Raw genomic sequence first — 24,453 nt, 5'->3', positions numbered from 1 at the left:
ATGGCCTTCTTCGAGCTTCATCGCGGCACCTCCCCAGTGATCCTCGGCTTCCCGCACACTGGGACATATGTCCCCGATGAGCTGGCGGAGCGGTTGAATGACACCGGGCGGCTGCTGGCCGACACGGACTGGCACATCCATGAGCTCTACGCGGATCTCTTGCCCGGCGCCTCGACCCTCCGCGCACTCACTCACCGCTACGTCATTGACGTAAACCGCGGTTCGGACGATGTGAGCCTCTATCCGGGCCAAAACACCACCGGTCTCGTGCCCAAGACGGATTTCGACGGCAAGCCGATCTGGAAAGAGGGCCAGGAACCCGACGCGGCGGAAACCGCGCGCCGGTTGAAGCTCTTCCATGCGCCCTATCACGCCGCCTTGTCGGACGAGATTGCGCGGGTGAAGGCGGAGCATGGCGTCGCCATCGTCTTCGATTGCCACTCCATCCGCTCCAACATCCCGTTCCTCTTCGCCGGCAAGCTTCCGGACCTCAACATCGGGACCGTCGGCGGCGTCTCCTCCTCGCTGTCGATCGAGGCGGCGGCCGTAGCGGTCGCGATGGCCGCCGCCGGCTATACCTTTGTCCTCAACGGCCGCTTCAAGGGCGGCTGGACGACCCGCGAATACGGGCATCCGGAGCAAGGCGTGCACGCGATCCAGCTGGAGCTGGCGCAGGACACCCACCTCGTCGCGGAAGCGCCGCCCTTCGCGCTCGACCGCGCCAAGGCCGACCGCCTCCGCGTTCACCTGGGCGACATGCTCCGGCGCATCGAGAACCTCGCCCCCACATTAGCGAAAGCCGCATCATGACCGATCCCCGCCGCAACATGCGCGAGGTCCGCGCACCACGTGGCACGGAGCTCCGCGCGAAAAGCTGGCTCACCGAAGCGCCGTTGCGCATGCTGATGAACAATCTCGATCCCGATGTCGCCGAGAACCCGCATGAGCTGGTGGTCTATGGCGGCATTGGCCGGGCCGCGCGCACCTGGCAGGATTTCGACCGTATCGTCTCTGCGCTCGAACAGCTCGAGGGCGACGAGACGCTTCTGGTACAGTCCGGCAAGCCGGTCGGCGTGTTCCGCACCCATGCCGACGCGCCGCGTGTGCTCATCGCCAATTCCAACTTGGTACCGCACTGGGCGACCTGGGACCATTTCAACGAGCTCGATAAAAAGGGGCTGGCCATGTATGGCCAGATGACCGCAGGCTCATGGATCTACATCGGCACCCAGGGCATCGTGCAGGGCACCTACGAAACCTTCGTCGAGGCGGGCCGGCAGCACTACGACGGCAACCTCAAGGGCCGATGGATTTTGACCGGTGGCCTTGGCGGCATGGGCGGCGCCCAGCCGCTCGCCGCCGTCATGGCCGGCGCCTCTTGCCTCGCCATTGAATGCAATCAGGACTCGATCGATTTCCGGCTTCGCACCCGCTATCTGGACGAAAAGGCCGAGACGCTCGACGAGGCAATGGCGATGATCGAGCGCTGGACGAAAGCCCGCGAGGCGAAATCTGTCGGCCTGCTCGGCAACGCTGCCGAGCTCGTGCCCGAGATGTTCCGACGCGGCATCAGGCCCGACCTCCTCACCGACCAGACCTCGGCGCATGACCCGATCAATGGCTATTTGCCCAAGGGCTGGACTCTCGCCCAGTGGCGCGACAGGCGCGTCTCCGATCCGAAGGCCGTCGAAAAGGCCGCCCGCGCCTCCATGCGCGAGCATGTTGAAGCTATGGTGGCGTTCTGTAACGCTGGTGTACCCACGCTCGACTACGGCAACAACATCCGTCAGGTCGCCAAGGACGAGGGCTTCGAAAACGCCTTCGCCTTCCCCGGCTTTGTGCCGGCCTATATCCGCCCGCTCTTCTGTCGCGGGATCGGTCCGTTCCGCTGGGCGGCGCTATCCGGCGATCCTGAGGACATCTACCGGACCGATGCCAAGGTGAAGGAACTGACGCCCGGCAACCGTCACCTCCACAACTGGTTGGACATGGCACGCGAGCGCATCTCGTTTCAGGGCTTGCCCGCCCGCATCTGCTGGGTCGGCCTCGGCGATCGCCATCGGCTCGGCCTCGCCTTCAATGAGATGGTCCGCAGCGGCGAGCTCAAGGCGCCCATCGTCATCGGCCGCGACCATCTGGATTCGGGATCGGTCGCCTCGCCCAACCGCGAGACCGAGGCGATGCGGGACGGTTCAGACGCGGTATCGGACTGGCCGCTTCTCAACGCGCTGCTCAACACGGCGTCGGGCGCCACCTGGGTGTCGCTGCATCACGGCGGCGGTGTCGGCATGGGCTTCTCTCAGCATGCAGGCATGGTCATCTGCGCCGATGGCACCGACGATGCAGCCCGGCGTCTGCAGCGGGTGCTGTGGAATGATCCAGCGACGGGCGTCATGCGGCATGCCGATGCCGGCTACGACATCGCCATTGAGTGTGCACGAGAGGGAGGTCTGAACCTGCCAGCAATTCTCGGATGAGGCTGATGGTCCTGGCGGTCAAGTGAGATGAAGGTATTGCGTGCGGACCAGTATGCCACCGTTCCCTGGAGGAACGGTGGCGGAATGACACGAGAGATTGCGGCATATCGCGATCCGAATCTGGACGACGATTTTCTTTGGCGCCTCAGCATCGCTATCGTGGCGGCCCCTGGGCCATTTTCGCGGTTTGACGGCGTCGACCGGACAATCGCTCTGATGGCAGGCCAGGGGATGCTGCTGCGCGCGACAGAGGGAAGCTTCAGCGTTACGGCGAAGACGGCGCCCTTTTCGTTCGATGGCGAAGCGGCGATCTCGTGCGAACTGATCGACGGGCCGACCGTCGACCTGAACGCAATGACGCGCCGAGGTTTTTTCCGTCACACCCTGCGCCGAGAAGAGTTTATCGGTTGGATCACGGTCAACGGCGCGGCCGATCACACCATGATCGTGTCGAACGGCATCCTGGAGTTCTCTTGGTGCGGCCGCGGCACCCTGGGGCGGCACGACGCGGTGGCCGAGATCCAGAGAGGAGAGGCGTGCCTGTTCTATTCGGAGCGCCCTACTGAGATCTTCATAGTAGAGTTTATGGCCGACCGCTGAGGTTTGCGGCGCGTACGTGGCAAACAGCGGCTCAAAAGCGGTCAGTCCAGCTGCCTGCCATCACAGCTGTGGCGATACCATCGAGCCGCGTTCCAGTCACTCGAGCAGCACTGAGTTCATGGCCTCCCGATGAGCACCTACCGCAGCGTGCGCTGCTCCGACACCGTAAAAACAAGCCACCGGGCCAGAGGCTACATCTCTCATCGGGTGCAAGATGGTGCGGACGCGCTCGAAGGTATTGCGTGACGACTTTGCCAGGGTCCAACGTTACCGCTCACTCGGACCAAAGTGACCTCGCTTCCTTGGTTGCTGGCGGCTTCAAGACCGCTCCAATACGTCCTCTCTTCATGGCGTGATCTGGCCGAAGACCGGCTGCGCCTCGATCGCCTATGCCGCAATGGCGCCGGTCAACTTTCTTCCCCTGCCGGCTGCGCCAGCATTCCTCGCGCAACAACAAAGTCTCCCGGCTGCCATCCTCCGCTGCGCTTCGGCCAGCAAGCCGGTGCGGCGTCGATCGCCTTCGGCCGGACGATCGCCATCGAGGCCGCAATGGTGCGGGCTCGAACCAGAAACCAAGGAGACTAAAATGACCACCATCGGCACCTTCAAGAAGTCCGGCAACGAGTTCAACGGCGAGATCGTCACCCTCTCGCTCCAGGCCAAGAACGTCCGCATCGCTCCCGACACCCGCGCCAGCGGCGACAACGCGCCCACTCATCGGGTCTTCGTGGGCCGTGTCGAGATCGGCGCCGCGTGGAGCAAGAAGTCCAACGAGGGTCGCGAGTACCTGGGCCTCAAGCTCGACGATCCGAGCTTCACCGCTCCGATCTACGCCAATCTCTTCGACGACGAGGAAGGCGATGGCTTCAGCCTCATCTGGTCTCGCCCGACCGGCCGCCGCAACGCCGACTAAGACGGATCACAGCATCCCGCCCGGCAGGTCCGGGCGGGACCTTCATTCGGTGCGGGTCGTTGCCTTCACGAGTCTGCCGGGTTCGACGCCAAGCGCTTCGGCGATTTGTCCAAGCACGGTGACACTGGCGGCGACATCGGCTCGCTCAATCGCTCCGACATAGCGCGCGCTCAATCCAGCACGCTCGGCCAGGTCCTCCTGCGTCATTTGCTTGTCATGGCGTATGCGTCGCAGGTTTACGGCCATGATCTCTTTGAGATCCATGGCCAAACGAGACCAGCGTCGGAACGATCGTTCTAGGAACGATAGTTCCTATTCGTTGCTGCACATGCTATCTGGCTGTGCTGAAATTCAAGGCCCGCCGTTAACAGCGGCCTCGTTTTCCCTTATTCGCACATACACGTATCATCACGTATCCCAGTCCGGCATGCCGAAACTCACCTTCGTTGACGAACCGCTTGGCGGTGACAACGCTACCGACTACGACCGGCAGCATGCGAGCCTCTACCTCCGTCTGCTCGATGCTGAGGCCCAGCGTGCCAATTGGCGGGACGTCGTGAAGGTCGTCTTCGGCATCGATCCAGGCTCCGACTTTGCGCGAGCGCGGCGCGTCTACGACAACCACCTTGCCCGCGCGCACGTCATCGCGGCTGGGGCCCACAAGAACCTCCTGCGCAAGGGCGCGCCACCGAGGTGATGCAGCTTTTGCATCACCCGTGATGCACTTCGTGCTTCCCGCAAGCGGTCTGGGATTCGATGATCCAGTCGATATTTCGATCGTTTCGGTAAGGCGTTGTTCGGGAGCGTTTTTGATGTCGCAGCCCAGCGACTGGCGGGATGCATCTGCCTATGACTATGTCGTCGACCTCAATCCATCGCAGCTGGCCTGGGAATTTCTGCGACGGAACACGTCCTATCAGGACGACTTCCAACGACTAGGAACTTCAGCGAACACGCAGGAGGTCTCCGCTTTCCTCGACAAGTGGGGGCTCTGCTTTCGCGGTCGACCCGACGCTTGGAGCTGACCACACGAATGTCTTCTGGTCGCCCGCGATCGACCCGTCCGTCATCGTCATTGGGTCAAGCCCAATCGCGGCCGAAACATCAGCGTCACTCCGAGCCGCAATCGTTCGCGCAGAGATCATCTCAGCTGACGCGCCCTACCGGATGCTGCGCATCAGTGCCGCCCTGTTCCCCTTGCTTGTATCGCCGGACCTGACTCCCGACGATACGCTGTCCACGATTGCAATTCTCGATGCGTTGTTGCCCGACCGGCTAGAGGCGATCTCTAGGCTCTGGAATGCACTCGGTCGATCGCCCCCTTCACCGCCAAGTCTGACGGCGCAGCGTCGCTCTCGCGTCCGGCAGATGCTGCGTGTCTTCGACGCACGAAGGGGCGGCGCTAGCTATCGCGCCATCGCCGAGGTTCTCTTCCCGCAACATCGCATTGATGCCATGTCCTGGGCCGGCAACGCACTGCGGGAGACGACCATTCGGCTCGCCCGCGACGGCGCCAAGCTTGCCGCCGGCGGCTATCGGACCCTGCTTCGCCGACCGCGCAAGCGTTGACGCCTAGGGTGTCGATTCGAGCGCCACAATCTTCGACATCGCAACGATCGATCGCGTTCTCCACCCTGCTCTCCACGCGCCGCGAATGTCCCGCGGCATCCGAACCGAGCAGAGAGTTCGACGATGGCCGATACGCCGACCGGAATGCCGCCGCGGTACCTCAGGACGCCCGAAGCCGCACGGTTTCTTGGGCTGTCCGACCGCACGCTCGAGAAGCACCGCACCTATGGCACCGGACCTGCCTATCGAAAGCTGGGTGGCCGCGTCGTCTACTCACTCGACGACCTGAAGGCCTGGGCTGATCGCGGGACCAAAGTATCCACCTCCGATCCCGGCATTGGAACGGTGTTGCCGGCGAAGCGGCACACACCAATTCCGTACGCCGGCCGCGGTACACGCTGAGACCCGCCCAATGTCGCGTCATCACCATCCCGAACAACTGCAGCTCTTCCGCGCGCTCCCCGGCGACCTGGCCCCGCGTGACGCGCAGGACCTCATGTCCTATCCGTTCTTTTCTCTCGCCAAATCAAAACGCCTGGTGCCGATCGACTACCGCGTCGGCTCGATCGTCATCCGCGTCGAGGCCGTGCCCGAACACGGCATGGCGACTATCTGGGATGCCGACGTCCTGATCTGGGCGGCGTCACAGGTCGTTGAAGCGCGCGACCTCGGATTTCAGCCGTCGCGCCTGATGGCGGCAACGCCCTACGAGATCCTCAACTTCATCGGCCGCGGTGTCAGCTTGCGCGACTATAACCGTCTGAAAGCTGCGCTCGACCGCTTGCAGTCGACCACCATCGCGACGTCGATCCGACAGCCGACCGAACGACGCCTGCACCGGTTCTCCTGGATCAACGAGTGGAAAGAGCGCGCCGACGGTAACGGCCGAGCACTTGGGCTCGAGCTGATCCTGCCGGACTGGTTCTACAGTGCGGTCCTTCAAGACGCGCTGATCCTCACCATAGATCGGGCATACTTCAGTCTCACCGGCGGGCTAGAACGGTGGCTCTACCGCCTGGTGCGCAAGCATGGTGGCCGTCAGCATTTCGGGTGGACCTTCGAGCTCACGCATCTGCATGCAAAGTCCGGGAGCCTCTCGCCGCTCAAGCACTTCGCCTACGATCTGCGCGAGATCGTCCGCAGACAGTCGCTTCCTGGCTATCGCCTGGCGCTCGAAGAGCAGCCGCGACGTGGCGCCGTGCTGTGCTTCGCGCCGATCGACGGAACGACGTTCGCTGGCTCCAGTCCAACTCATGGCAAACCGACGACTGGGGAAAAGCTGTGAGTCCCATCGTGCTATCGGGGACCCAGCGTATCGTGCCATCGAGGACGCGTTCCTCGTGCCATCGGGGACCGCGAGCGTCGCATTGTCCTGTTCGCTCAAGCGCTTGCGCTGCAGCTAACTCTTCTAACCAGAATTGCTTCGCAATTCTTCTAACGGCCGCCGCTGCAAGCACGCCTGGGGATAACCTGCACGTTGTACCTGCCACTCCAGCTCCGCTTGACGCGCTGCGCTCGCAGAGCCGAGGGGCCCTTACGTCAGTCGCGCCTGGGAGGAGCGAGTGACCCTTCCTGTGCAGCACGCCAGCGTCCTCACGTCCGAAGGCGAACATGACGCACTCACGCTCGTTGAGCTGACCTGGCGCGAGAAGCGGATCGAATACTGGATCCGTTTCGGACAGCCGAGCTACGAGCAGGTGCTCGACCGCCATCGCCGTCTCGTCGGCTTCGCCCCCGGTGCGATCTTCGCCTTTGTCCGCTGGGCCGCCAACGATCACGGCACCGTGCTGTCACGCATCGACATCGTTCGAGCGGTCGGACGCGGCGGACCGTTCCAAACGCTGCCCTTCGTTCGACCCGGCGGCGACATCCTGCTGCGCGCCGATAGTTGGCCAAAGGTCGCCCACGTGCTCGAGATCATCGACGCGGTAGAAGCACCGGGCACCGCTCCAGAGCTCGCTTCGCCGGACTATTGGCGGCACGTCCATCACCGTATTGCCGCCAGCATGGAGCCACACGCCTACACGGCGGAGCGACACGCCGCCTGGCTCAAACGGCGGAGCATCGACCGATGAGCCGGCGCCAGGTCACCCTCTCAGCTGCCACTGGCCTCAGCCTTCTTGCCGTATCGGCCTGCCTTCATTTCACACCGCTCTTCATTTGGAACGCTTCCGCCAGCGCGCCGATCGGCCTCTATCGGCTGGTATTATCGACACCGATCTCGATCGGCGACCTTGTCGTCGTCACGCCGCCGGCGCCGCTCGACAGCTTCCTTGCCGATCGCGGCTACCTGCCGCGTAGCGTTCCATTGCTCAAACGCATCGTAGCGCTCGGCGGGACCACCGTCTGCCGCATCGGCCTGACCATGGTGGTCGACGGCCACATCACTGGGACGGCGCTCGCACGTGACAGCCACGATCGACCGCTGCCTGTCTGGCAAGGCTGTCGGACGCTCGCCGATGACGACGTGTTCCTCATGAACTCCGACGTCGCCGATAGCCTGGACGGCCGCTACTTCGGCCCGCTCCCCGTTAGCGCAATCGTCGCGCGCGCGCTTCCCATGTGGACCAACGACGGCCGCAACGGCCGCTTTGAGTGGCACCTCGCCGATCCGTCGGTCGTCCCGTGATTCCCACTTCCACCCGCCAGCAACGGAGTTTTCCATGGCACAGATCGGTCAATTCACCCGCACCCAGACGGGCTATTCCGGACGCGTCCGCACGCTGTCGCTTGACCTCGCTGTCGTCCTCCTGCCGGTTGACAGTACGGATGTCGAGAATGCACCGGACTATCGCATTCGCGTCAGCGACGAAGACGGCGTCGAGATCGGTGCCGGCTGGCTCCAGACCGGCGACCGCGCGGGCGCGTACATTTCGATCGTTCTCGATGATCCCACTTTCACACAGCCGATCCGCGCTCGCCTGTTCCAGTCCGACGAGAGCGGCCGCGACTGGGGACTGCACTGGACGCGCCAGAAGAAGCGCGACGACCAGGACAAACCTGCGGAGTGACCCGTGCACTTCGGCCGTATCATTCGCGCGGCGCGGCGAGAAAGCGTTCGTCGTCGCGCTGCCGTGCTTCTCCTTTCCGGCCTGTCGCTGCTCGCGCCCGTCACGCCGGCATTCGCGCAGGATGCACACCCTGCCCCCGTCAATCGAGACCAGGCATTTGCGGCGTTCATCACCGCAGCCTCACAGCGCTTTCGCATTCCCGAGGTGTGGATACGGGCCGTGATGCATGCCGAGAGCGAGAACGCGGACGACGTTTCGTCCGCCGGCGCGATGGGCCTCATGCAGATAATGCCTGACACATGGGCGGTGCTTCGGGCGCAGTATCGCCTCGGCAGCGATCCGTTCGACCCGCACGACAACATCTTCGTGGGGGCGGCCTACCTGCGGGCGATGCTCGATCGGTACGGCAACATCGGCGCCATGCTTGCGGCCTACAACGCGGGCCCAAGCCGTTACGACGACTATCTTGCGACGGGTCGTGTGCTGCCCGCTGAAACTCGTGACTACGTCGCAAAGCTTGCGCCAATCCTCGGCGGCACGCCGCTGCAAAGCAGCACCGGGGCGGTGCCATCGACGCCCGTTGATTGGCGTGATGCACCGCTGTTCGTGGTGTCCGCCAACGGCCCCACCGCCGCAAGATCAGTGCAACCTGATCGTCCATCGGCCGCGATGGAACTGTCGACGCCAGCAAGCCGCGACGCACCAGACGGCACGTCCATGGGTGGAATTTTCGTCACCATTTCGGGAAGTAGTTCTACCCCGTGACAGCATTCCTCATCATTCGTCTCATAGCGAGCCATGGGGAACTCTGGGTGGTGTTCAGGGGAAAACCAGAAAGAACAACCGAGGGATGGCAGGATAAAGGGGCGCGAGGTGCGCTGCGGTCGGTTGGTTGTTTTTCAATGACTTACATGGCCCTTCCGCGACGCACGCTTCGAGCGGGGACATCGCGCAAAGGGCGATTGGTCAGCGATGCACGTGCTTTGGCGCGATGTGCGGGCCCGCTGCGATGAGCGATGAGCACGAATTTCGTATCCGTCCTGGCCGTATCCGCTCCGGCAAGGCGCAGCGCGCCCGCCCCTTCATCGCCCAGGTGCTCGCCGCCGCACAGAAAGCGGGCGGCTCGGTCTCTCGTAGCGGCAGGGTTGGACCCAGACATCGCTCTCATTTTGGACGCGGCAAGAGAGCGTCGGTTCAGGCCAACCGGCTGTTGACCGCGCGCTCTCGCGGCGCTGTCATCAAAGCGCGCGTTGTGCGGATGAACCTCCGCGGCGGCAATCTCCCGACCCACCTAGCTTATCTGCGCCGCGAGGGGGTCACCCGGGATGGGGAGAAGGCCAGGCTGTTCGGTCGCGACGGCGACAACATCGACGCCCGAGAGTTTACCGACCGCTGCAAAGACGATCGGCATCACTTCCGCTTTATCGTCTCGCCCGACGACGCGATCGAAATGGCAGACCTGCGCGCCTTCACCCGCGACTTGGTCAGCCAGATGGAAAAGGATCTCGGCACCCGTCTCGACTGGGCAGCGGTGGATCACTGGAACACCGAGCATCCGCATATCCATCTCATCGTGCGTGGCGTTCGCGACGACGGCGAGAACCTCGTCATCTCACGCGAGTACATCCGCGAGGGCATGCGCGATCGGGCGCGCGATCTTATCACCCAGGAACTCGGGCCACGTACCGACCAGGACATCCGCCGCGAAATCGAGCGTCAGGTCGGGGCCGAACGATGGACGAGGCTCGACCGCCAGCTCCGACGTGACGGCGGGGAGACCGGCATCGTCGATCTAGCGCCGCGGGCGGGAATCCAGCCGGACGAATTTCAGGTTTTGAAAGTCGGACGCCTGCGCATGCTCGAATCCATGGGACTCGCCCAGCAGGTCGGTACGGGACAATGGTACATCGCCGACGAGGCGGAACCGACGCTGCGCGAGCTCGGTGAGCGTGGCGACGTCATCAAACGCATGCACCGGGCGCTGACCGACCGAGGTATCGAGCGAGGCGCGTCAAGCTTCGTCCTCGCCGGCGAGATCCTTGACCAGCCCATCGTTGGCCGCCTGATCGATCGCGGACTGGATGACGAACTCAAGGGTACTGCCTACGCCGTCATTGACGGCGTCGATGGGCGCGCCCATCACATTCGCTTGCCTGATCTGGACGCCGCGAGCGATGGACCGGCTGGCTCGATCGTCGAACTGCGCAAGTTCGATGACGCACAAGGTCGACGGCGCGTGGCAATCGCGGTGCGCTCGGACCTGTCTCTTGAACAGCAGGTCACTGCCAGTGGCGCCACGTGGCTGGACCGTCAGGCGGTCGCCCACACGCGCATCGCCCTTAGTGAGGCAGGGTTCGGTCGAGATGTCGCCGATGCGATGCACCAGCGCGCGGAGCACCTCATCCGGGAAGGCTTAGCCCAGCGTCAGGGAAGCCGAGTTGTACTCGGGCGGCAATTGCTGGAGACCCTGCGCCGCCGCGAGCTCGACGCGGTCGGCGAGAAGCTGGCGACCCAATTGGCACGGCCATTCAACAAGCCCGCTGACGGAGATCAGATTGCGGGAACCTATCGGCAGCGTCTCGCTCTCGCTTCCGGTCGCTTCGCAATGATCGACGACGGTCTGGGGTTCAAACTCGTCCCTTGGACCCCGTCGCTCGAGCAGAAGTTAGGTCAACACGTTACCGGCATCGCTCGAGGCGACACGGGCGTGGACTGGAGCTTTGCTCGAAAGCGAGGGATCGGGCTGTGACCTTTGAACGGCTTGTTCGGTCCGCGAGAAAGCCGTTTCGATCTGCACTCAAGCGCCCTCTCGCACCGATACCACCAACTATCTGTGTAGCACCCGACGGGCCTCATCGTTCCGCTGCTCCCAGCCGACGCGACGCAACTCCGGTTGAGCGGATACGGCCTTTGGATAGCCAAGGCATAGATACGCGGTGAACACCCATCTGGGATCGACGTCGAGGCTGGAGCAAAGCTCCTGGGGGTCAAGGATCGATACCCACCCGACCCCGATTCCCAGGACGCGCGCCGACAGCCAAAGATTCTGTATCGCCATAACGGTCGAATAGACGAGAGTCTCGGGCATCGTGCGACGTCCGAGCCGATGGCCGACCGAGGTCGCCACGTCGGTGAAGACCGCGAACTGCACCGGCGCTTCGCGCAACCCTTCGAGTTTTAGCTCGGCGTATTTCTGCGCTTTCTCGCCCTCGTAGGTCGCCAATGCTTCCGCGTTGCATTTGGCAAAGTTGGCCCGCACGGCCTCGCGGGCGGTCTCGCTGTCAATGCTCACGAAGCGCCAGGGCTGGCTGTATCCCACGGACGGAGCAAGACACGCGGCGTCGAGCAATCGATCGACGACGTACGCATCGATTGAAGTGGTCTCGAAACGACGCACGTCGCGTCGCCATCTGAGCAACGCCTGGAATTGTTCGTCGAACGCGGCGGAGAACGTCGGCCCTTCGGGAACTTCGGTAGCTGGTTCCTGTTTGTGCGAAATTTGCCGGCTCCCGGGTCTCGTCGGATCGAGGTCCTCTTTACCCCACCCTTGCAGATTTGCGACGTTCACAGCTCTCGTTTTTCGCATCTCGGGCGAGACGTCCGAAACATCCGCTTTCCTACCCTATTGCCCGATAACACCCGACCTCTCCCCGATCAGTCTTGAAGTCGGCGCGCGAAGGCTCCGACCTCCCTCCTTTTTCGGAGCGTTGAAGATGTCGGGAACGAAAATCCTTTGGGGCCAGATGGCCGTCGTGGGCCTGATCGTGGTCATCGCCATCTGGGGCGCGACCCAATGGGTCGCGTGGCGCCTCGGCTTCCAGGGCCAACTCGGGAGACCGTGGTTCGAACTTGGCGGCATGCCGATCTATTTTCCACCGTCCTTCTTCTGGTGGTGGTTCTCATACGATGCGTATGCGCGATCCACTTTTCAGGAGGGCGCGATCGTCGCCGCGTCTGGCGGCTTCCTTTCAGTTGCTGCTGCCACCCTGATGTCGCTCCTGCGGGCCCGCGAAGCCGAGAACGTCCACACATATGGTTCGGCGCGCTGGGCCAAACCTGCAGAGATACAAGCCGCCGGCCTTCTCGGATCGGATGGCGTGGTCCTGGGAAGTGTCGAGCGCAACTATCTGCGCCATGACGAACCGGAGCACATCCTATGTTTCGCGCCGACACGCAGTGGCAAGGGCGTCGGGCTCGTCATCCCGACCTTGCTCACCTGGCCAGGGTCGGCGCTCGTCCACGACATCAAGGGCGAGAATTGGCAACTGACCGCAGGCTTCCGCGCACGCCACGACCGCGTCCTTTTGTTCGACCCGACCAACGCATCATCCTCTGCCTACAATCCGCTGCTTGAGGTGCGGCGCGGCGAGTGGGAAGTCCGCGACGTCCAGAACATCGCCGACATCCTGGTCGACCCCGAAGGCTCTCTCGAGCGGCGCAACCACTGGGAGAAGACCAGCCACGCCCTGCTCGTCGGCGCGATCCTTCACGTGCTCTATGCCGAGGAGGACAAGACCCTGGCCGGCGTTGCCAATATCCTGTCCGACCCGGCGCGTCCGATCGAGACGACGCTCGCCGCAATGATGCGAACCCCGCACCTCGGCGACGCCGGTCCGCACCCCGTCGTCGCATCGGCCGCGCGCGAACTCCTTAACAAGTCCGACAATGAGCGATCCGGTGTCCTGAGCACCGCGATGAGCTTCCTCGGACTCTATCGCGATCCGGTGGTGGCAACCGTCACGTCGCGTTGCGACTGGCGCATCTCGGACATCGTGGACGGCGAGCGACCGGCGACTCTTTATCTGGTTGTCCCTCCGTCCGACATAAATCGAACGAAGCCGCTCGTTCGCCTCCTGCTCAACCAGATCGGCCGCCGCCTGACCGAAGATCTCAACGCCAAGACGAAGAGGCATCGCCTACTGTTGATGCTCGACGAGTTCCCGGCGCTCGGACGGCTCGACTTCTTCGAGTCCGCCCTAGCTTTCATGGCGGGGTACGGCCTCAAGGCATTCCTGATTGCGCAATCGCTTAACCAGATCGAGCGCGCTTATGGACCGAACAATTCGATCCTCGACAACTGCCACGTCCGCGTGAGCTTTGCGACCAACGACGAACGCACCGCCAAGCGCGTATCGGATGCCCTGGGGACCGCGACGGAACTGCGCGCGATGAAGAACTACGCCGGCCACCGGCTCTCGCCATGGCTTGGGCATTTGATGATCTCGCGTCAGGAAACCGCGCGACCTCTACTCACGCCCGGCGAAGTCATGCAGCTGCCACCAACGGATGAGGTCGTGATGGTCGCGGGCGTGCCGCCTATTCGCGCACAGAAGGCGCGGTACTACGAGGACGCGCGCTTCACCGAGCGCATCCTGCCCCCGCCTACCCTCGAACACGGCACCTACAGCCCGAGCGAGTGGAGTGGAATGGTCATGCCCGACGCTCGAACATCTATAGACAGCGTGAGGCCGGCTGACGCCACTCCCACGACCGACGACGAAGACCTTACCGAGTCCGAGAAGCGCCGCCAGCACGAGCTCAGTAGCAAGATCGCGACCGAGGTCGAGCCCGCAGTCGTCGATGAATTCGACACCGATCGCGACAGCGATGAGCACCCCGCGGTTATGGCCCGCGCCCTCGATAAGACGATGCAACGGGTCGCGCGCCAAGCCGATCTCGATCCGGGCGACGGTCTGCTTTGAGCCAGCCAAAGACCAGGCCCGGCAAGAAGCAGCGCCTTTCGATCTATCTCGACCCACCGGTCATGAAGGCGCTCGTCGAGTATGCCGCCCGACGCGAGCACTCGCGGTCGCTCGTCGCAGAGGCGGCGATTGCTTCATTTCTGTCGCCGGACGCAGCCGAGCGGCAAGAAGCAGCCACGACAAAGCGACTTGATCAGATTGATCGGCGCCTCAACCGTCTCGAGCGGGATCTCGGTATCTCGGTCGAAACCCTCGCCGTCTTTATTCGCTTCTGGCTGACGACTACTCCGCAGCTGCCCGAACCGGCACTCGCTGCCGCGCGTGCACAATCGGGCAAGCGCTACGACGCCTTCGTCGCGGCGCTTGGGCGGCGGCTGGCCCAAGGTCCAAGATTGCGCAGCGAGATCCCCGAGGACGTTCACCCGGATGCCGATTCGCCGTCGTCCAGCGATCAGTGACCGGTTGCCGCTTACGAAAGTGAGCTTCGCCGAACCCGCGTAATCGTACGCCGGGGCACGATCGCTGCGCCCGGCTTGTTGCCGACGCCCGTTTGCTGCCCTCTCTACTCGTCCCCGATCCGGGCAGCGCGTTCCGCGCGCCGCAACAGACGGGGACGATATGTCGACTTCCTGGGATGCCACCGCGCACGAGCGCGGGGCGCGCATGCTTCGCACCGCAATGGGGCCGGCCATCGCGGGGTTGCTCGAAGACTCAGCCGTCCTCGAGGTCATGCTCAACCCTGACGGGTGTCTTTGGGTCGACCGCGCTGGCGAGGGCCTCGCCGACACCGGCGAGCGCGTGACGCCATCCGATGGTGAACGGATCATCCGCTTAGTCGCGCATCATATCGGTGCCGAGGTCCATGCAGGCGCGCCTCGCGTGTCCGCGGAGCTGCCCGGAACGGGCGAGCGCTTCGAGGGCCTCCTGCCCCCTGTCGTTGCGGCACCCACCTTCGCGATCCGGCGTCCCGCGGTCGCCGTGTTCTCGCTCGACGACTATGTCGCCGGCGGGATCATGACCGACCGCGAGGCAGCGGTGCTCCGCCTTGCGATCGACAATCGCCGCAACATCCTCGTCGCCGGCGGCACGTCGACCGGCAAGACCACGCTCGTCAATGCCTTGCTCGCCGAGGTCGCCAAGACCTCTGATCGCGTCGTTCTCATCGAGGACACCCGCGAGCTGCAGTGCCTCTCACCCAATCTCGTGGCATTGCGGACCAAGGACGGCGTCGCGACCCTTTCCGATCTCGTTCGATCGTCCCTGCGCCTGCGTCCCGACCGCATTCCGATCGGCGAGGTGCGTGGTCCGGAGGCGCTCGATCTGTTGAAGGCCTGGGGTACCGGCCACCCTGGTGGCATCGGCACCATCCACGCCGGCACCGCCATCGGCGCTCTGCGCCGTCTCGAGCAGCTCATTCAGGAAGCCGTGGTCACGGTGCCCCGCGCTCTCGTCGCCGAGACCATCAACCTCATTGTCGTGCTCGGCGGCCGTGGCCCCGCGCGCCGCGTGATCGAACTCGCCGGCGTCAACGGCCTCGGCGAGTCCGGCGACTACAGTCTCATCACCACCCAACTCGAAAGCCCTCAGTCATGATCCACCCTCTGCGCAACCTGCGCCGTCTTGCCCTCGCCGCGCTCGCCGTTGCCGCAATGCTGGCGACTGTTCCAGCAGCCCAGGCTGCCGGCTCTAACATGCCTTGGGAAGCGCCGCTGCAGCAGGTCCTGGAGTCGATCGAGGGCCCGGTCGCCAAGATCATCGCGGTGATCGTCATCATCACAACCGGTCTCACCCTCGCCTTCGGCGACTCGTCAGGCGGCTTCCGCCGCTTGGTCCAGATCGTCTTCGGACTTTCTATCGCCTTCGCCGCCTCGAGCTTCTTCTTGAGCTTCTTCTCCTTCGGCGGCGGAGCCCTGGTCTGATGGACGAGCCGATCCCAGGGTTCACCGCGCCGGTCCACCGAGCCTTGACCGAGCCGATCCTGCTCGGTGGCGCGCCCCGGGCGGTCGCCATCCTCAACGGCACCCTCGCGGCCGCGCTCGCCCTTGGCCTCCGCCTCTGGGTGGTAGGCGTCATCCTCTGGGCGATCGGCCATCTCTCAGCGGTCTGGGCGGCGCGGCGCGATCCCCTCTTCGTCGATGTGGTCCGCCGGCACCTGCAGATCCCCAGCCACCTCGACGTGTGAACTGCCAACCATGATGAACCTCTCCGAATATCGCCGCACCGGTGCCCGTCTCGCCGACTTCCTGCCTTGGGCGGCCCTGGTCGGCCGCGGAGTCATCCTCAACAAGGATGGCAGCCTGCAGCGCAGCGCTCGATTCCGGGGACCGGATCTCGATAGCGCTGTCCCTGCCGAACTCGTTGGTGTCGCTGGCCGCCTGAACAACGCCTTCCGCCGTCTGGGCTCAGGCTGGTCGATCTTCGTTGAGGCGCAGCGCCATGAAGCCGCGACTTATCCGCGAAGCAGGTTCGCCGATTCCGCGTCGGCCCTGATCGATGCCGAGCGCAAGGCCGACTTCGAAGAAACTGGAACACATTTCGAGTCGAGCTATCTCCTCACCTTCGCCTATCTGCCGCCGGCCGAAGACTCGGCGCGTGCCGAGGGATGGCTGTTCGAGGGCCGTGATCAGAACGGTGTCAACCCGCGCGAGATCGTGCGGGGCTTCACGGATCGCACCGATCGTGTCCTCGCCTTGCTCGACGGCTTCATGCCCGAGTGCCGGTGGCTCGATGATGCCGACACCCTGAGCTACCTCCACTCGACGGTCTCGACCAATCGGCATCGCGTCCGCGTCCCCGAAACACCGATGTATCTCGACGCGCTGCTCGCCGATCAACCCCTCACCGGAGGGTTGGCCCCAAGACTCGGCGACGACCATCTACGCGTCCTGACCATTGTCGGATTCCCGACCGCGACCACGCCCGGGATCCTCGACGAGCTCAATCGCCTGGCCTTCCCTTATCGGTGGTCGACGCGCGCCATCCTCCTCGACAAGACAGACGCCACCAAGCTGGTGACAAGACTCCGGCGGCAGTGGTTCAGCAAGCGCAAGAGCATCGCGGCGATCCTCAAGGAGGTGCTGACCAACGAGGCCTCGGCGCTGGTCGATACCGATGCGGCAAACAAGGCCGCCGATGCAGACCTCGCTTTGCAGGAACTCGGCGCCGACTACGCAGGTGAAGCCTATGTCACGGCGACCATCACCGTGTGGGACGACGACTCCAGCCGTGCCGACGAAAAGCTGCGACTGGTCGAGAAAGTCATCCAGGGCCGCGACTTCACCGCCATGCTCGAGACCATCAATGCGGTCGACGCCTGGCTCGGCACCCTGCCCGGCCACCTCTACGCCAATGTGCGTCAGCCGCCGATCAGCACACTCAATCTCGCCCACATCGTTCCCCTCTCGGCGGTGTGGGCGGGGCCGGAACGGGACGAGCACTTCCGGAGTCCCCCACTGCTCTACGGCAGAACGGAAGGTTCGACCCCGTTCCGGTGGTCCCTGCATGTCGGCGACGTCGGTCACACCTTGGTAGTTGGCCCCACGGGCTCGGGCAAATCAGTCCTGCTGGCGCTCATCGCGCTGCAGTTTCGGCGCTACTTCGGAAGTCAGGTCTTCGCTTTCGACTTCGGCGGCTCGATCCGCGTCGCCACCTTGGCGATGGGCGGCGACTGGCACGACCTCGGTGGCGAGCTCACCGCCGGCGGCGACAGCAGTGTCGCGCTGCAACCGCTCGCGGGGATCCACGAGACCCCCGAGCGCGCCTGGGCGGCCGACTGGATCGTCGCCATCCTTACGCGCGAGGGCGTCGAGATCACGCCTGAGGTCAAGGAACATATCTGGACGGCACTTACCTCGCTGGCGTCTGCACCCGTGGGCGAACGGACGATCACCGGCTTCACGGTGCTGCTGCAGTCGCAGGATCTGAAGCGCGCCCTGCAACCCTTTTGCGTTGGTGGGCCCCATGGGCGGCTGCTGGACGCCGAGCAGGAAAGCGTTGGCGAGGCATCGGTGCTCGCCTTCGAGACCGAGGGCCTGCTCGGCACCGGCGCCGCACCGGCGACACTTTCGTATCTCTTCCACCGGATCGCGAGCCGTCTCGATGGTCGGCCGACGCTGGTCATCGTCGACGAAGGCTGGCTTGCGCTGAGCGATCCTGGCTTCTCCAAGCAGTTGGCCGAATGGCTGGTGACGCTCCGCAAGAAGAACGCCAGCGTCGTCTTCGCCACGCAGTCGCTCGCCCAGCTCGAGAAGAGCCCGATTGCGGCCGAGATCATCGACTCCTGCCCAACCCGCATCCTGCTGCCCAACGACCGGGCGATCGAGCCGCAGATCACCGAGATCTATCGACGTTTCGGTCTCAACGATCGGCAGATCGATATCATCGCGCGCGCGACACCCAAGCGTGACTACTACGCGCAGTCGCGGCGGGGCAACCGGCTCTTCGAACTCGGCCTCGGCGAGATCGCATTGTCCCTCTGCGCCGCCTCGGCGAAGGCCGATCACACCCTGATCGACGAGGTCCTCGACGGCCACGGTCGCGATGGATTTCTCGAGACCTGGCTGCGGATCCACAACCTCGACTGGGCCGCGGCGCTCATCCCTGAGCTCAACGTCCTACCGCCACCGTCACCTTCCACTCCCGACCAACCCACGGAGGTCTCCCCATGACCCGCCTTCGCTTGTCCCTGCGTGCCACTTTGATCGGCGCCGCAATGTTGTCCGCGCCAGTTGCGCTCTCGACCGTCGTGGTCACACCCGCCTATGCACTCTTCGGTTTCGGCGACGTGGTGTTCGATCCCAGCAACTATGCCGAAGCCCTCGTGCAGTCGGCGCACGAGATCGACCAGATCAACAACCAGATCCAGAGCCTGCAGAACGAATCTCAGCAGCTGATCAACGAGGCGCGCAATCTCGCGAGCCTCCCCTACTCGGCGCTGCAGCAACTGCAGCAGTCGATCGCTCAGACCCAGCAGCTCCTCGGCCAGGCGCAGCGTATTGCCTTCAATGTGCAGCAGATCGATCAGGTCTTCTCGCAGCAATACTCCAATATCGACCTGTCACAGTCCGACCAGCAGCTGATCGGACAGGCCCGCACCCGCTGGCAGAACACCGTAGGCGCGCTGCAGGATGCGATGCGCGTACAGGCGGGTGCGGTCGGCAATATCGACGACCAGAAGGCGCAACTCGCGGCGCTGGTTGGCCAGAGCCAAGGTGCCACCGGCGCGCTGCAGGCGACGCAGGCGGGCAACCAGCTCCTCGCATTGCAGTCGGCGCAGCTCTCCGATCTCGTCGCTGTCCTCTCCGCCAATGGCCGCGCCGATGCGCTTGCCGAAGGCGAGCGCGCGGCTGCCGCCACCGAAGGCCAGGAACTGCGCAAGCGCTTCATTGCGCCCGGTGCCGGCTACCAGCCCGTTGGCGCGCAGATGTTCCACTGAGCCGAGCGGAATCCAAATCCCATGGACGGCAGAACCCTCACCCGCGTGGCGGCGATCATCATCGTCGCAGTCGCCGGCACGGCTGCGGCGATCTTCGTCGCGCGCGACAACGGGCCATCGACGTCTGTCGCCGCGCCCCGCGCGGCTCCGACCCCGCCCTTGGACTCGCTGCACGCGACGCTGCTGCACTGCGCGGAGGTTGGCGAGGCTGCCATTCACGACAGCGACTGCCTTGCAGCCTGGGCCGAGAACCGCCGCCGCTTCCTCGGCGCGGACGAGGCGCACTGAGCCATGCAGAGCACCGGGGTCATCGATCACTTCCTTGACGTCTTCACGTCGTACATCGACAGCGGGTTCGGTCTGCTCGGTGGCGAGGTCGGCTTCATCGCCTCGACATTGATCGTCATCGACGTGACCCTCGCCGGCCTGTTCTGGGCCTGGGGCGCCGACGAGGACATCATCGCGCGCCTAGTGAAGAAGACGCTTTTCGTCGGGGTCTTCGCCTATCTGATTTCCAGCTGGAACAGCCTCGCCCAGATCGTCTTCCAGAGCTTTGCCGGCCTAGGCCTAAAGGCCTCCGGCACCAGCTTCTCCGTCGCCGACCTGATGCGTCCTGGCCGCGTGGCGCAGACCGGTCTCGATGCTGGACGTCCACTGCTCCAAGCGATCTCGGATCTCAGCGGCTACTGGGCCTTCTTCGAAAACTTCCTGCAGATCGTTTGCCTGCTCATCGCCTGGGTGCTGGTGCTGCTCGCCTTCTTCATCCTCGCCGTGCAGCTCTTCGTCACGCTGATCGAGTTCAAGCTCTCGACCCTCGCCGGCTTCGTGCTGATCCCATTCGGCCTCTTCGGTCAGTCGGCCTTCATGGCCGAGCGGGTGCTGGGCAACGTCATCTCCTCAGGCATCAAGATTCTCGTTCTCGCCGTCATCATCGGCATCGGCTCGACGCTGTTCGGGGAGTTCACCTCTGGCTTCAACGGCCAGCAGCCGACCATCGACGACGCCATGTCGATCGTCTTGGCCGCGCTCTCGCTACTCGGACTGGGCATCTTTGGACCCGGCATCGCCGCGGGTCTCGTCTCCGGCGGACCTCAGCTCGGCGCAGGCGCTGCGGTCGGCACCGGCCTCGCGGCTGGTGGTGCAGCCCTCGCCGTCGGCGGCGCCGGCATGCTGGCCGCAAGGGGTGGACGAGCGGCGATCTCGGCTGGCGCCGCAGGTGTTCGTGGTGGCGCCGCGCTCGCGATTGGCGCCTCGACCGCCTACACGCTGGCCTCTGCCGGTCAGTCTGGCCCGGCCAGTGTTGCGGCCGGTCTTGGTGGCGTCGCGCGTGCTGCTGCATCTGCCTCGGCGTCGCCACTCAGACGGGCCGCGCAGCGCGCCTCATCCAGCCTCAGTGCCGCGTCAGATGCGGGAACGAGAGCGGCTTTCGAAGTGACAGGCGGCCGGTCGTCCATGGGCACGATCGGCACCACTCCGGACCACCCCTCCAGCGCACCTGCCCAAGATGCTGCACCGGCGTGGGCACGCCGACTGCGCCACAGCCAATCCATCAGTCACGGCGTCACCGCCGCCGCGCATGCCGTTCGGTCCGGTGACAGCCATGGCGGCGGCAGCTCCATCAGCCTTTCCCAGGGGGACAAGATATGAATCCGTTCAAGCGATCGGCCACGCACTACGGCAAGGCACCCGAACCGGAGACACCCTACAAGCGTGCGGCGCAGGTGTGGGACGACCGCATCGGCTCATCGCGAGTCCAGGCCCGCAACTGGCGGTTGATGGCCTTCGGCTGCCTCGTCCTTTCCGCCGGCTTCGCCAGTGCCCTCGTCTGGCAGTCAGTGCGAGGCACCGTGGTGCCTTGGGTGGTCGAGGTCGACCATACCGGTGCGGCGACCGCCGTCGCCCCGGCGAACGCCGACTATCAGCCGACCGATCCGCAGATCGCCTTCCACCTGGCGCGTTTCATCGAGCAGGTAAGAAGCCTTCCCGATGATCCGATCGTGGTGCGGCAGAACTGGCTGCGGGCCTACGACTTCACCACCAGTGCCGGCGCGACGGCGCTCAACGACTACGCCCGTACTGCCGACCCTTTCGGCCACGTCGGCAAGCAGCAGGTTGCCGTCGATGTCTCGAGCGTCATCCGCGCCTCGCCGGACTCGTTCCGGGTCGCGTGGACAGAGCGAAGCTATGCCAACGGTCAGCTCGCCGGCACGGCACGATGGACAGCCATCCTCACCGTGCTGATTGAGACGCCACACGACGCCGACAGCCTGCGCCGCAATCCGCTCGGCGTCTTCGTCAATGCCATCAACTGGTCGCGGGAGCTTGGCCAATGAACCATTCGACATTCCAGATTGCGAACGCGTCTTTCCGCAAATCCGCATCGACAGCTGTCATGCTGATCGCTGCGCTAGCACTGGCCGGCTGTGCAACGACTTCGCCGCAGATCAGCTACGACGCGACCGTGCCGCCGCTGCCGGCAATCCATGCGAGCGCTGTCGACGCAACGCCCAAGGCCATTCTGGTGCCGCCGACGTGGACACCAGCCAAGGGCGGTGATCCAGCAACCACGCCAGCCGGTCGCGTCGAGAACGCCAACAAGGCCGCCCGGGTCGAGCCACGCAAGGAGGGCTATTTCAACGCCATCCAGATCTATCCCTGGAGCGACGGTGCCCTTTATCAGGTCTATGCGGCGCCTGGGCAGATCACCGACATCGCCCTCGAGCCCGGCGAGACCCTCACAGGCGACGGTCCGATTGCGGCCGGCGACACGACGCGCTGGATCATCGGCAATACCCAGAGCGGCAGTGGGCCGACGCACCAAGTCCATGTGCTGGTGAAACCGACCCGGCCGGAAATCACCACCAATCTAGTCATCACCACGGACCGGCGCACCTACATGATGGAGCTACGCGCCGATACCAGCCCTTACATGCCGGCGGTGGCCTGGTCGTATCCGCAGGTCGACACACAGCGTCTTACCCTTCCCGCGACGCCGGCCCTACCAGGCGCGGCGGCGCGCCACTATCGCTATGGCCTCGGCGGCGGCAATCCACCCTGGCGGCCGCTCGCGGTCTATGACGACGGCCGGCATGTCTATGTCGAGTTCCCGCGGGGCATCGTTCAGGGCGAGATGCCGCCGATCTTTGTGATTGGCTCGGACGGTCAGGCCCAGATCGTCAACACGCGCATCCTCAATAACGTGCTGATCGTTGACCAGCTCTTCGCCGCGGCGGAACTCCGCTTGGGCAGCGGCAGTCATCAGCAGACCGTTCGGATCGTCCGTACCGATGGGAGGCATGGGTCATGACCGACACATCGATCGGTAGCGACAAGCGCGCATCGGGTTCGGCGTCCGAAACAAGCGCAAACATGCGTCTGCGCGCAGAGCCGCCGCGAGTCACACGGATCTCGCGCCGCGTACTCATTGGGCTCGGGGTCGTGGCCGGCATTGGCATTGGTGGCGCCCTGATCTACGCGCTTCAGACAGGCAACCGCCAAGCGGCACCAGCCGAACTCATCACCACGGACCACCGCCAGACGGCCGACGGTCTGCACAACCTGCCGACCGACTACACCGGTGTTCCACAGCTCGGCCCACCATTGCCCGGAGACCTCGGGGGCCCCATCGTCCGGGCCCAGGAGCACGGTGCGTCTGTTCCTCTCGAGCCGATGCCACTCGCACAGCCGGATCCCGAAGAGCAGAAGCGACTTGCCGAGGTGGAAGCGGCACGCACGAGCCAGGTGTTTTTCCAGACGAGACTTTCAACCACGCCAGAGGTGGCCAACCCCCGCGTCGCGACAATCAACGGTGGATTGTCGTTCGAATCAGCTCAGACGCCTCCTCCCACAGCGCAAGAGAAGCAGGTCGCATTTCTCAACGCCGACGTCGACCGCCGGACCGTAGCACCCGATCGCGTAACGGCGCCGGCATCACCGTTTGTGCTGCAAGCCGGCTCGGTCATTCCGGCGGCCCTGATCACCGGGATACGTTCTGATCTGCCCGGGCAGGTCACCGCTCAGGTCACCCAGAGCATTTACGACAGCCCAACGGGCAGCATCCTACTTATCCCGCAGGGGACGCGGATCGTCGGTGAGTACGACAACAATGTCGGCTTCGGACAGAGCCGCGTCCTGCTGGTTTGGGACAGGCTGATCTTTCCAAATGGCCGCTCCATCGTCCTCGAGCGCCAGCCGGGCGCAGATACCCAGGGCTATGCCGGTCTCGAGGACGGTGTCGATTATCACTGGTGGGACTTGATGAGGGCCGCGGGTCTCTCGACCCTGCTCGCCGGTGGCGCCGAGCTGACCACCAGCGATACGGATCGATTGATCCGGGCCATCAAGGGTGGTGCCGCAAACACGATCGCCGATGTGGCTCAGCAGATCATTCAGCGGCAGTTGCAGGTCTCGCCGACCTTGACTGTTCGACCCGGTTTTTCGGTGCGAGTCATCGTCACGCGGGACCTGGTGCTCGAACCCTATGGAGCGACCCGATGACCAAGCTGAAGCTGGGGGCAATTCTTGATGACAAGCCGGTCAAGGTAACGGTGGAACTATCAGCTGCGCTGCATCGGGACCTTCTCGCTTACGCGGAGGCGTTGTCCCGTGAGTCCGGCCGGCAAATTGCCGACCCCACCCGCCTTATTGGCCCCATGCTTGAGCGTTTCATCGCCAGTGACCGAGGTTTCTCACGGTCGCGCCGATCGGCCAGCTCCCGATGTTGATGACCACGACACCATGATGCAAC

Annotated in this window: 29 protein-coding genes; 27 read left to right on the top strand and 2 right to left on the bottom strand. The window is 64.3% G+C overall.

The window, feature by feature from the left end; all coding sequences use genetic code 11:
- From hutG to BGO82_RS12360, 4 genes are all read left to right on the top strand, one after another.
- Positions 1-810, top strand: coding sequence for an N-formylglutamate deformylase (gene hutG / locus BGO82_RS12375; protein ID WP_291305907.1), 810 nt, complete (start codon positions 1-3; stop codon positions 808-810).
- A complete protein-coding gene (gene hutU / locus BGO82_RS12370) occupies positions 807-2,477 on the top strand; it encodes a urocanate hydratase (RefSeq protein ID WP_291305906.1) in 1,671 nt (556 codons plus the stop codon). The genes hutG and hutU overlap by 4 nt, the downstream gene beginning before the upstream one ends.
- Positions 2,478-2,504: 27 nt before the next feature.
- Positions 2,505-3,077, top strand: coding sequence for a HutD family protein (locus BGO82_RS12365; protein WP_291305905.1), 573 nt, complete (start codon positions 2,505-2,507; stop codon positions 3,075-3,077).
- A gap of 586 nt (positions 3,078-3,663) precedes the next feature.
- Complete coding sequence (locus BGO82_RS12360; RefSeq protein ID WP_291305904.1) at positions 3,664-3,990, top strand: DUF736 domain-containing protein; 327 nt, start codon at positions 3,664-3,666, stop codon at positions 3,988-3,990.
- A gap of 42 nt (positions 3,991-4,032) precedes the next feature.
- Here BGO82_RS12360 and BGO82_RS12355 read toward each other — a convergent pair whose 3' ends face one another.
- Positions 4,033-4,254 carry a helix-turn-helix transcriptional regulator gene (locus BGO82_RS12355; protein WP_291305903.1) on the bottom strand — a complete coding sequence of 74 codons (222 nt, stop codon included), beginning with the start codon at positions 4,252-4,254 and terminating at the stop codon, positions 4,033-4,035.
- Positions 4,255-4,417: 163 nt separating this feature from the next.
- Between BGO82_RS12355 and BGO82_RS12350 the strand changes: the two genes are divergently transcribed.
- The 10 genes from BGO82_RS12350 (at position 4,418) to BGO82_RS12310 (ending at position 11,319) form a co-directional block, all read left to right on the top strand.
- Positions 4,418-4,687 (top strand): DUF2285 domain-containing protein, encoded by a 270-nt coding sequence (locus BGO82_RS12350; RefSeq protein ID WP_291305902.1) that lies wholly within the window; start codon positions 4,418-4,420, stop codon positions 4,685-4,687.
- A 22-nt stretch (positions 4,688-4,709) separates the two neighbouring features.
- Positions 4,710-5,015, top strand: coding sequence for a DUF6499 domain-containing protein (locus BGO82_RS21060; protein WP_366246948.1), 306 nt, complete (start codon positions 4,710-4,712; stop codon positions 5,013-5,015).
- Positions 5,016-5,157: 142 nt separating this feature from the next.
- Positions 5,158-5,559: a DUF2285 domain-containing protein gene (locus tag BGO82_RS12345; protein ID WP_291305901.1), complete on the top strand. Its 402-nt coding sequence runs from the start codon at positions 5,158-5,160 to the stop codon at positions 5,557-5,559.
- Positions 5,560-5,682: 123 nt separating this feature from the next.
- Positions 5,683-5,961 carry a helix-turn-helix domain-containing protein gene (locus BGO82_RS12340; protein WP_291305900.1) on the top strand — a complete coding sequence of 93 codons (279 nt, stop codon included), beginning with the start codon at positions 5,683-5,685 and terminating at the stop codon, positions 5,959-5,961.
- Positions 5,962-5,971: 10 nt separating this feature from the next.
- Complete coding sequence (locus BGO82_RS12335) at positions 5,972-6,844, top strand: replication initiator protein A (RefSeq protein ID WP_291305899.1); 873 nt, start codon at positions 5,972-5,974, stop codon at positions 6,842-6,844.
- Between the two features lie 277 nt (positions 6,845-7,121).
- Positions 7,122-7,634 (top strand): DUF2840 domain-containing protein, encoded by a 513-nt coding sequence (locus tag BGO82_RS12330; protein ID WP_291305898.1) that lies wholly within the window; start codon positions 7,122-7,124, stop codon positions 7,632-7,634.
- Positions 7,631-8,188 carry a S26 family signal peptidase gene (locus BGO82_RS12325; RefSeq protein ID WP_291305897.1) on the top strand — a complete coding sequence of 186 codons (558 nt, stop codon included), beginning with the start codon at positions 7,631-7,633 and terminating at the stop codon, positions 8,186-8,188. Before BGO82_RS12330 ends, BGO82_RS12325 begins: the two co-directional genes overlap by 4 nt.
- A gap of 34 nt (positions 8,189-8,222) precedes the next feature.
- A complete protein-coding gene (locus tag BGO82_RS12320) occupies positions 8,223-8,570 on the top strand; it encodes a DUF736 domain-containing protein (RefSeq protein ID WP_291305896.1) in 348 nt (115 codons plus the stop codon).
- Positions 8,571-8,573: 3 nt separating this feature from the next.
- Positions 8,574-9,335, top strand: a complete 762-nt coding sequence (locus BGO82_RS12315) for a lytic transglycosylase domain-containing protein (RefSeq protein ID WP_291305895.1) — start codon at positions 8,574-8,576, stop codon at positions 9,333-9,335.
- A 244-nt stretch (positions 9,336-9,579) separates the two neighbouring features.
- Complete coding sequence (locus tag BGO82_RS12310) at positions 9,580-11,319, top strand: VirD2 family relaxase/mobilization nuclease (protein ID WP_291305894.1); 1,740 nt, start codon at positions 9,580-9,582, stop codon at positions 11,317-11,319.
- Between the two features lie 78 nt (positions 11,320-11,397).
- Here BGO82_RS12310 and bluB read toward each other — a convergent pair whose 3' ends face one another.
- Entirely contained in the window at positions 11,398-12,138 is a 741-nt protein-coding gene (gene bluB, locus BGO82_RS12305) for a 5,6-dimethylbenzimidazole synthase (RefSeq protein ID WP_291305893.1), read from the bottom strand.
- A gap of 145 nt (positions 12,139-12,283) precedes the next feature.
- Here bluB and BGO82_RS12300 point away from each other — a divergent pair, with 145 nt between their 5' ends.
- The 13 genes from BGO82_RS12300 to BGO82_RS12240 all read left to right on the top strand — a co-directional run bounded on the left by BGO82_RS12300 (position 12,284) and on the right by BGO82_RS12240 (position 24,430).
- Positions 12,284-14,272, top strand: a complete 1,989-nt coding sequence (locus BGO82_RS12300) for a conjugal transfer protein TraG (protein ID WP_291305892.1) — start codon at positions 12,284-12,286, stop codon at positions 14,270-14,272.
- A gap of 62 nt (positions 14,273-14,334) precedes the next feature.
- The gene (locus BGO82_RS12295) at positions 14,335-14,730 is read left to right on the top strand and encodes a CopG family transcriptional regulator (RefSeq protein ID WP_291306047.1); all 396 of its coding nucleotides are present in this window, start codon (positions 14,335-14,337) and stop codon (positions 14,728-14,730) included.
- A gap of 160 nt (positions 14,731-14,890) precedes the next feature.
- The gene (trbB, locus tag BGO82_RS12290; protein WP_291305891.1) at positions 14,891-15,865 is read left to right on the top strand and encodes a P-type conjugative transfer ATPase TrbB; all 975 of its coding nucleotides are present in this window, start codon (positions 14,891-14,893) and stop codon (positions 15,863-15,865) included.
- Complete coding sequence (locus BGO82_RS12285; protein WP_291305890.1) at positions 15,862-16,191, top strand: TrbC/VirB2 family protein; 330 nt, start codon at positions 15,862-15,864, stop codon at positions 16,189-16,191. Before trbB ends, BGO82_RS12285 begins: the two co-directional genes overlap by 4 nt.
- The gene (locus tag BGO82_RS12280; protein ID WP_291305889.1) at positions 16,191-16,454 is read left to right on the top strand and encodes a VirB3 family type IV secretion system protein; all 264 of its coding nucleotides are present in this window, start codon (positions 16,191-16,193) and stop codon (positions 16,452-16,454) included. The genes BGO82_RS12285 and BGO82_RS12280 overlap by 1 nt, the downstream gene beginning before the upstream one ends.
- A 10-nt stretch (positions 16,455-16,464) precedes the next feature.
- Positions 16,465-18,939 carry a conjugal transfer protein TrbE gene (trbE, locus tag BGO82_RS12275; protein WP_291305888.1) on the top strand — a complete coding sequence of 825 codons (2,475 nt, stop codon included), beginning with the start codon at positions 16,465-16,467 and terminating at the stop codon, positions 18,937-18,939.
- Positions 18,936-19,706 (top strand): P-type conjugative transfer protein TrbJ, encoded by a 771-nt coding sequence (gene trbJ, locus BGO82_RS12270; protein ID WP_291305887.1) that lies wholly within the window; start codon positions 18,936-18,938, stop codon positions 19,704-19,706. Before trbE ends, trbJ begins: the two co-directional genes overlap by 4 nt.
- A gap of 21 nt (positions 19,707-19,727) precedes the next feature.
- Complete coding sequence (trbK-alt, locus tag BGO82_RS12265; protein WP_291305886.1) at positions 19,728-19,994, top strand: putative entry exclusion protein TrbK-alt; 267 nt, start codon at positions 19,728-19,730, stop codon at positions 19,992-19,994.
- Between the two features lie 3 nt (positions 19,995-19,997).
- Positions 19,998-21,353, top strand: coding sequence for a P-type conjugative transfer protein TrbL (trbL, locus tag BGO82_RS12260; RefSeq protein WP_291305885.1), 1,356 nt, complete (start codon positions 19,998-20,000; stop codon positions 21,351-21,353).
- On the top strand, positions 21,350-22,039 hold the full coding sequence (trbF, locus tag BGO82_RS12255; protein WP_291305884.1) for a conjugal transfer protein TrbF: 690 nt from the start codon (positions 21,350-21,352) through the stop codon (positions 22,037-22,039). Before trbL ends, trbF begins: the two co-directional genes overlap by 4 nt.
- Positions 22,036-23,013: a P-type conjugative transfer protein TrbG gene (gene trbG, locus BGO82_RS12250; protein ID WP_291305883.1), complete on the top strand. Its 978-nt coding sequence runs from the start codon at positions 22,036-22,038 to the stop codon at positions 23,011-23,013. Before trbF ends, trbG begins: the two co-directional genes overlap by 4 nt.
- Positions 23,010-24,203 (top strand): TrbI/VirB10 family protein, encoded by a 1,194-nt coding sequence (locus BGO82_RS12245; RefSeq protein ID WP_291305882.1) that lies wholly within the window; start codon positions 23,010-23,012, stop codon positions 24,201-24,203. The genes trbG and BGO82_RS12245 overlap by 4 nt, the downstream gene beginning before the upstream one ends.
- On the top strand, positions 24,200-24,430 hold the full coding sequence (locus tag BGO82_RS12240; RefSeq protein WP_291305881.1) for a DUF2274 domain-containing protein: 231 nt from the start codon (positions 24,200-24,202) through the stop codon (positions 24,428-24,430). The genes BGO82_RS12245 and BGO82_RS12240 overlap by 4 nt, the downstream gene beginning before the upstream one ends.
- Positions 24,431-24,453: the final 23 nt, after the last annotated feature.

It is taken from the genome of Devosia sp. 67-54 (assembly GCF_001899075.1).
Taxonomy (GTDB): domain Bacteria; phylum Pseudomonadota; class Alphaproteobacteria; order Rhizobiales; family Devosiaceae; genus Devosia_A.
This window is presented reverse-complemented; position numbering and strand designations above follow the sequence as displayed.